Below are 7,765 nucleotides of genomic sequence, written 5' to 3'. Positions count from 1 at the left end.
GCACTCAGCGCGAAGTAGACCACCTTCGCACTGTCCGTGCCGGCCAGGATCGCCGCCGCATCCGAGGCCTTCATCTCCTTCTTGAACGTGTAGTCCCCGGGGTGGAGGTCGCCGCCGGCGGCCGCGAAGGCCTTGAGGAAGGTCCCCGCGTCCGCGATCACATCCTGCTGCTTGAGGGAGCTGGCCACGGCGGCCGGACCGGATCCGGGCTGGACGGTCACCACGACCGAGCCCGAGCCGGGGCCTGGATAGTCCGTGACCTGGTCGATGCCCAGGAGCGGCTTGAGGAACTGGACCCCGATCAGCGCTGCTCCGACGAAGAGCGCGAGGGCGAGGGTGAGCCCGATGAGGACGCGGAACCGACGGGACCGCCGGGAGGGCCTCGGCGCAACGGGCTCGCCGAAGACCCCGTGGCCGGGATCGAGAGGAAGGGAGATGTCGAGCGGGTGGTCGTCCTCGGCGAGGGCGTGGTGGCCGTGGTCGGCCGCGCCCAGGAAGTCGGCGCCGTGGGCGTCGTCATGCAGTCCGTGGGCGGAATCCCCCCAGGGGGCGTCACCGGCCGGAGCGTGGGCAGGGGCGGCCTCGGGCTCGAGGACGGCGGGACCGGCCGCGCCGCGGGTGAAGGCCTGCGCGGCAGCAGGGAACACGTTGCGGCGGATGGGCGCGTCCTCGGACCGCGCCGGGACCCGGTCCACGAGCCGGGTGGCGGGCTGGGCCTCGGGGACGGCGGGCAGGTAGGAGGTGGCCGCGGGGTCGGCCTTGCCCGTGGGGGCCGCCGTTCCGGCGGCCGGCGGCCGCGCCGGGGACGCGGCGGCCGCGGGGCGTGCAGCGGGCACGGGTGCGGGCAGGACCGAGGGCGCGCCTGATTCGGCGGACGGGATCGCCGACGGCGGGGAGTACGCGGGGGCCTGGGAGCCGGACGACGGCGGGTAGGCGCCCCAGCCCATCGTGGCAGAGGTCGGGGGGACGGCCGAGTCGGACGTCTCGAAGGAGCGGGCGCGGCGGCGCCCATGCGGGGTGCCGGCGCGGAGACCCTCGGCGTCCGCGGTCGCGCCGTCCCGGGCTGGGGAGGCCGCGCTCGGGGGCGGGGCGCTGTTCTGGGGCGGGCGGACCTGGGAGGGCACGGTGTCCCACCCCGTGCCGGTCCCGGTCGTCGGGGCGGCATCTGCCGCCTTCGCCGCGCCGTCGGGCGCGGAGGCGGACCGTGGGAACGCGGAGGGCGGAGGAGAGGCGGCACGCCGCTGGGGAGCGAGCAGCCGCTGCTGCTCCTCTTGACGGGCGCGCTCCCGCTCGCGGATCTCGCGGCGGGTCAAGGGCCGGTCAGGCACGGCCGGGGTCGTGTTGTCCTGGGGGTCCATTCTCGCTAGCCTCTCACATCCGAGTCGTCGCCGCGGGTCTCCCCATTCCGCGGATCCGGGACACCCACAGGGTCGCCGGCCTCGCCGCGGCCACGGATCAGGTCCAGCGCGTGCTGGAGTATACCCACCGCCGCCATCTGGTCCACCACTCTACGTTGCTCGCGAGAGTCCATGCCCGCGGCCCGCAGGTTGCGCTGGGCCTCGACGGTGCTGAACCGCTCATCCACGAGCCAGACGCCGCACGGTGTGCCGGCCGCGTCAAGGGCGACGGCGAGGCGTTGGGCGAACGCCCTCGCCAGCTCCGCGGAGTGGGTCTCCCGGCCCGCGAGTGTCCTCGGCAGGCCCACGAAGACCTCGACCGCGCCGCGGGCTGCTGCTTCCTTGGCCAGGACTGTGATGTCGCTGTTGCGCTTCGGGTCGCGGGCCAAGGTCTTCAGCGGCGTGGGGAGGATGCCGTCGGGATCGCATACGGCGACGCCGACCCGCACCGTGCCCACGTCAGCGGCGAGCCTCACGCCGCGCGGGAAGGGGCGCTCCTCGCGATGGGGGGTGGTCATAGGCGGCGCCCGCTAGCGCTGGGCGACCGCTGCCGCGATCGCCCCCAGCGCGTCGACGATCTTCGACGGGTCGGTGCCGCCGCCCTGGGCCACATCGTCCTTGCCGCCGCCGCCGCCGCCGAGGATCCCGGCGGCCGTGCGCACGAGGGCACCGGCCCTGACGCCGGCGGCGCGGGCCTCCTCGTTGGTGGCGACGAGGACCGCGGGGCGGCCCTTGGCGATGCCGGCCACCGCGACCGCGGCCGCGCCCGAGCCGAGCCGGGCCCGGAGGTCCAGCGCGAGCGCCCGCAGCTCATCCGCGGAACCGAGCTCCCCGGCGTCGTGCGTGATGAGGCGTACCCCGGCGACGTCCTTGGCGGTGCCCACGAGGGCGGCCGCGGAGGCTGCCAGCTTCTCCTTGCGGAGCCGCTCGAGTTCCTTCTCTGCCGTCTTGAGCTTCTCGAGCGTCGCGGAGATGCGGTCGGTGAGCTGCGCCGAGGGCACCTTGAACATCTCGCTGAGCTCGGAGACGAGGGCCCGCTCGGCGGCCTGGTGGCGGAACGCGTCCAGGCCCACGTACGCCTCGACGCGGCGGTTGCCCGAGCCGACGGACTGCTCGCCCAGCATGGTCAGGCTGCCGATGAGCGCGGTGGAGTCGACGTGCGTGCCGCCGCAGAGCTCCATCGACCAGGGCCCGTTGATCTCGACGACGCGCACGCGCGAGCCGTAGTTCTCCCCGAACAGGGCCATGGCTCCGGCGGCCCGCGCCTCGGCGAGGGGCATCTCGGCGGTGTTGACCACGAAGTTGTCCCGGATCGCGAGGTTCGCGACCTCCTCGATCTCGCTCCGGGCCGCGCCGGAGAGCTGCTCGCCCCAGGCGAAGTCGAAGCGCAGGTAGCCGGCCTTGTTGAAGGAGCCGCGCTGGACGGCCTCCGGCCCGAGGATCTGGCGCAGGGCAGCGTGGACGAGGTGCGTGGCGGTGTGCGCCTGCTCGGCCCCGTGGCGCCGCTCGCGGTCGACCGCGGTGCGCACGAGGGCCTCGGCGCTCAGCTCGCCCTCGCGCACGATCCCCTTGTGGACGGAGAGGCCCTTGATCGGGCGCTGGACGTCGAGCACCTCGACGAGCACGCCGTCGGCGCTGATCAGCCCGCGGTCGGCGGCCTGGCCGCCGGCCTCGGCGTAGAACGGGGTCTCCTCGAGGACGATCTCCACTTCCTCGCCGGCAGAGGCGCGGTCGACGCGGGAGCCGGCGGAGACGAGGCCCCGGATCCGGGACTCGCCTGCGAGCTCGGTGTAGCCCGTGAAGACGGTGTCTCCGGCGGCGTGCAGCTCCTGGAAGAGGGTGAGGTCGGCGTGGCCGGACTTCTTCTCCTTGGCATCCTTGCGGGCGCGCTGGCGCTGGTCCTCCATGAGGGCCCGGAAAGCGGTCTCATCGACGGAGACCCCGGCCTCCTCAGCCATCTCGAGGGTCAGGTCGATGGGGAAGCCGTAGGTGTCGTGGAGCGCGAAGGCCTCCTCGCCGGACAGCGGCGAACCGGCCGCCTTCGAGGCCCGCACGGCGTCGTCGAGGCGCGCAGTGCCGGCGGCGATGGTGCGCAGGAAGGCCCTCTCCTCGCCGTAGGCGATGCGGCTGATCCGGTCGAAGTCCTTCTCGACCTGCGGGTAGACGCCCTTCATGGCGTCGCGCGAGGCCGGCAGGAGCTCGGGAAGCACGGGCTTGTCGACGCCGAGGAGGCGCATGGCGCGCACGGCACGCCGAATGAGGCGGCGGAGCACGTAGCCGCGGCCCTCGTTGGAGGGGGTGACCCCGTCGGCGATGAGCATGAGGGCGCTGCGGACGTGGTCTGCGACGACGCGCATGCGGACGTCGTCGGTGTGGTGCGGGTCGGCGGCGGTCTCGGCGGAGGTGTACTCCTTGCCCGAGAGCTCGGCCGCCTTGTCGATCACGGGGCGGACCTGGTCGGTCTCGTACATGTTCTCGACGCCCTGGAGGATCATCGCGAGGCGCTCCATGCCGAGGCCGGTGTCGATGTTCTTCTGGGGCAGCTCTCCGACGATGTCGAAGTCGACCTTCGAGCGCACGTTCTCGATCTGGTACTGCATGAACACGAGGTTCCAGATCTCGATGTAGCGGTTGTCGTCCGCCGCGGGACCACCCTCGACGCCGTAGCCGGGGCCACGGTCGTAGTAGATCTCGGAGCAGGGGCCCGCGGGACCGGGCTGGCCGGTGGACCAGTAGTTGTCGCTCTTGCCCATGCGCTGGATGCGCTCGGCCGGGATGGAGGTGTGCGTGAGCCAGAGGTTTGCGGCCTCGTCGTCGTCCTCGTAGACGGTGACCCACAGCTTCTCGGCGGGCAGGCCGTAGCCCCCGTCGTCGACGCTCTTCGTCAGCAGGTCGAACGCGAAGCGGATCGCGTCCTCCTTGAAGTAGTCCCCGAAGGAGAAGTTGCCGCACATCTGGAAGAAGGTGCCATGGCGGGCGGTCTTGCCGACCTCCTCGATGTCCCCCGTCCGGATGCACTTCTGCACGCTCGTCGCGCGCGGGAAGGGGGGCTCCTCGCGGGCGGTGAGGTAGGGGATGAAGGGGACCATGCCGGCCACCGTGAACAGCAGGGAGGGGTCGCTCGAGACGAGCGACGCCGAGGGCACCGCCGTGTGCCCCTTGCTGACGAAGTAGTCGATCCAGCGTCGGGTGATCTCGTGCGACTTCATGGGCGTGTTCTTCAACCTTCTCTACGAGTGGACGCGGCGCGCCGCGGCGCCGGACGGCCAGCGGACCCGCGCACCGGTGGGCGCGGATGCCTTCATCAATTCTAGGCGCGGGAGCTAGTCCCCCAGGCCGAGGCCCTGGCGCAGCTCCCCTTCGCGCTCCGCCATCCCTGCGCGCACCTGGTCCGCGAAGTGCGCCACGCTGTCGGCGAGCGAGGCGACGGCCCGGTTGAGGCCCCCGGGCGAGGCGAGCGAGCGGGCCGCGGCGATCTTCTGGTAGGCGACGGCGCCGAGCGCCACGCCCACGGACAGCCACACGATGCGCTTCACGACGGTTTCCCTTCCTTGGTTGCTGCCGGGGGTACCGGTCAGCGGCTGCGGCGGCCGGAGGCGCGGGGGGTCCTCTGCCGCTGGGCGAAGGCCGACCGGACGCCGTAGGAGAACGCGGCAACCTTCACGAGCGGGGACCCGACGGTGGCTGCGACGAGCGAGGACAGCGCCGAGACGTTCGCAGTGGTGTCCGAGACGTTGGAGGCGATCCCGTCGACCTTCTTGAGCTGCTCGTGGGTGGTGGTGACGGTCATGGTCACCTCGTCCATGAGGGGGGTGGCGCCGTCGGCGAGGGTGCGGATCGAGGCGCGGAGCTCGTCGAGCACGCGCCCGAGCTTCAGGATCGGCACGGCCAGCAGGGCCACGAGCACCGCGAAAACGCCTGCGGCGATGAGTCCTGCGATGTCCCCTCCGGACACGGTTCCTCCTCCCGGCGCACGGCTCGCCCGCGCACCCTCTGGCTACCTTACACACGCGAGGAGCCCGCGGCGCGCGCCGCGGGCTCCTCGAACTGGCCCGTCCGCCCGGGGGCGGGACGGATCAGCGGGCGTAGTACTCGACGACGAGCTGCTCTTCGCAGGTCACCGGGATCTCGGTCCGCTTGGGGCGGCGCACGAGGCGGGCCTGGAGGGACTCGAGCTTGACGTCGAGGTAGCCGGGGACGGCCGGCAGGACGTCGCGGTGGGCGCCGGCAGCGGCGACCTGGAACGGCGTCATGGTCTCGGAGCGCTGGTGCACGCCGATGAGCTGGCCCTCGGCGACGCGGAAGGACGGGCGGTCCACGCGAGCACCGTCGACGGTGATGTGGCGGTGCACGACCAGCTGGCGGGCCTGGGCGATGGTGCGGGCGAACCCGGCGCGGAGCACGAGGGCGTCGAGGCGCATCTCGAGGAGCTCGATGAGGTTCTCACCGGTGAGGCCCTTGGTGCGCTTGGCCTCCTCGAAGGCGCGGGTCATCTGCGCCTCGCGGATGCCGTACTGGGCGCGGAGGCGCTGCTTCTCGCGGAGGCGGACCGCGTAGTCCGAGTCCTGCTTCTTGCGGGCGCGGCCATGCTCACCGGGGCCGTACGGGCGGCGCTCCATGTACTTGGCGGCCTTGGGGGTGAGGGCGAGGCCGAGAGAGCGCGAGAGGCGCGTCTGACGGCGGGCACGAGTGCTCGACACGTGTGTCCTTTCATTGTGCCGCGGCGTGTGGATTCCTGGCCTCCCGAGGTGGAGAGCATTGGCCCGCGACTGCCTTCTGCTACCGACGGGCGCACCCCACGCAGGGGGCAGCGGCCCGGACGTGCCAGACGGTCATCCAGCCTAGCACGGATGCGGGGGGTCAGCTGCCGCGGACGATCCCGCGCAGGCGCTCGACCCGCGCCTGCAGCTCGCGCTCGGCGCCGTTGGCCGTGGGCACGTAGTAGTCCTTGCCCACGAGGTCGTCCGGCGGGTACTGCTGTCGGGCCACCGAGTGCGGGGCGTCGTGGGCGTACCGGTAGCCCTTGCCGTGCCCGATCCGCTCCGCTCCCGCGTAGTGCGCGTCGCGCAGGTGCGGCGGAATGCCGGTGCCGAGGCCGGCGCGGACGTCGGCGATGGCCGCGTTGATGCCCTGGTAGGCGGCGTTGGACTTCGGGGCGGTGGCGAGGTGGACCACGGCCTCCGCGAGCACGATCCGCCCCTCGGGCATGCCGATCAGCTGGACGGCCTGGGCCGCCGCGACCGCGGTCTGGAGTGCGGTGGGGTCCGCCATCCCGATGTCCTCCGCGGCCGAGATGACGATCCGGCGCGCGATGAAGCGCGGGTCCTCCCCTGCCTCGACCATCCTGGCCAGGTAGTGCAGGGCCGCGTCGACGTCGGAGCCGCGGATCGACTTGATGAACGCGCTCACCACGTCGTAGTGCATGTCCCCCGCGCGGTCGTACCGCACGGCGTGGGCGTCGACCGCCTTCTCGGTGTGGGCCACCACGACGGTGACCGGTCCGGCGGGCTCTGGCCCGTCGTCGTGCGCCTGGCCGAGCGCGACGGCGGCCGCCGCCTCGAGCGCGGTGAGCGCGCGGCGCGCATCGCCGCCCGCTAGGCGCACGAGGTGCTCCGCGGCGTCGTCCGAGAGCCTCACGGCGCCGCCGAGGCCGCGCGGGTCCGTCGCCGCCCGCTCCACGAGGCCGCGGATGTCCTGGTCGGTGAGGGGCCGCAGCGTGAGCAGGAGGGAGCGGGAGAGCAGCGGCGAGATGACCGAGAACGAGGGGTTCTCCGTGGTCGCCGCGACGAGGACGACCCAGCGGTTCTCGACGCCGGGGAGGAGCGCGTCCTGCTGTGCCTTGGTGAAGCGGTGGATCTCGTCCAGGAACAGCACGGTGGTGGTGCGGTGCAGGTCGCGCGCGGTGAGTGCCTCGTCCATGACGCGGCGGACGTCCTTGACCCCGGCCGTGATCGCGGACAGCTCGACGAACTTGCGGCCCGGACCGCGGGCAATCACGTGGGCCAGCGTGGTCTTGCCCGTGCCGGGAGGGCCCCAGAGGATCACCGAGCTGGGCCCGGTCACGGACTGGGTGCCGCCGCCGGCTGCGGCACCCGCCGCGAGCTGGCGCAGCGGAGAGGCAGCGCCGAGCAGGTGCTGCTGGCCGACGACCTCGTCGAGCGTGCGGGGGCGCATGCGGACGGCGAGCGGGCTGCGCTGGGCGTCGCGGGCCGCCTTCGCGGCGCGTCCGCCCGCGGCGGACGACGGCGCGTCCTCGCCGGTGTCGCCGTCACCGGAACCGAACAGATCTTCCATTGCCACTACGCTACCTCCGCGCGCCGACACTCCAGGACGGGCACCGACGGCGAAGGCGCGGGTCCCAGCGGGAG

6 protein-coding genes and 1 pseudogene are annotated in these 7,765 nt (G+C 73.0%); all 7 read right to left on the bottom strand.

What is annotated here, in order from left to right; all coding sequences use genetic code 11:
• Window positions 1-1,358, bottom strand: a pseudogene (locus J2W20_RS17075) (hypothetical protein); the annotation flags it as partial.
• A 5-nt stretch (window positions 1,359-1,363) separates the two neighbouring features.
• Window positions 1,364-1,915 carry a Holliday junction resolvase RuvX gene (gene ruvX / locus J2W20_RS17070; protein WP_307008086.1) on the bottom strand — a complete coding sequence of 184 codons (552 nt, stop codon included), beginning with the start codon at window positions 1,913-1,915 and terminating at the stop codon, window positions 1,364-1,366.
• Window positions 1,916-1,927: 12 nt separating this feature from the next.
• Window positions 1,928-4,606: an alanine--tRNA ligase gene (gene alaS, locus J2W20_RS17065; protein WP_307008085.1), complete on the bottom strand. Its 2,679-nt coding sequence runs from the start codon at window positions 4,604-4,606 to the stop codon at window positions 1,928-1,930.
• A 114-nt stretch (window positions 4,607-4,720) separates the two neighbouring features.
• On the bottom strand, window positions 4,721-4,933 hold the full coding sequence (locus J2W20_RS17060; protein ID WP_307008084.1) for a hypothetical protein: 213 nt from the start codon (window positions 4,931-4,933) through the stop codon (window positions 4,721-4,723).
• Window positions 4,934-4,971: 38 nt separating this feature from the next.
• A complete protein-coding gene (locus J2W20_RS17055) occupies window positions 4,972-5,352 on the bottom strand; it encodes a DUF948 domain-containing protein (protein ID WP_307008083.1) in 381 nt (126 codons plus the stop codon).
• 121 nt (window positions 5,353-5,473) lie between these two features.
• Window positions 5,474-6,097 carry a 30S ribosomal protein S4 gene (gene rpsD / locus J2W20_RS17050; protein ID WP_307008082.1) on the bottom strand — a complete coding sequence of 208 codons (624 nt, stop codon included), beginning with the start codon at window positions 6,095-6,097 and terminating at the stop codon, window positions 5,474-5,476.
• Between the two features lie 160 nt (window positions 6,098-6,257).
• A complete protein-coding gene (locus J2W20_RS17045) occupies window positions 6,258-7,691 on the bottom strand; it encodes a replication-associated recombination protein A (RefSeq protein WP_307008081.1) in 1,434 nt (477 codons plus the stop codon).
• Window positions 7,692-7,765: the final 74 nt, after the last annotated feature.

The organism is Sinomonas atrocyanea, assembly GCF_030812675.1.
Taxonomy (GTDB): Bacteria; Actinomycetota; Actinomycetes; order Actinomycetales; family Micrococcaceae; genus Sinomonas; species Sinomonas atrocyanea_B.
The sequence above is the reverse complement of the archived record's forward strand: the minus strand, read 5'-3'. Positions and strand labels throughout refer to the sequence as shown.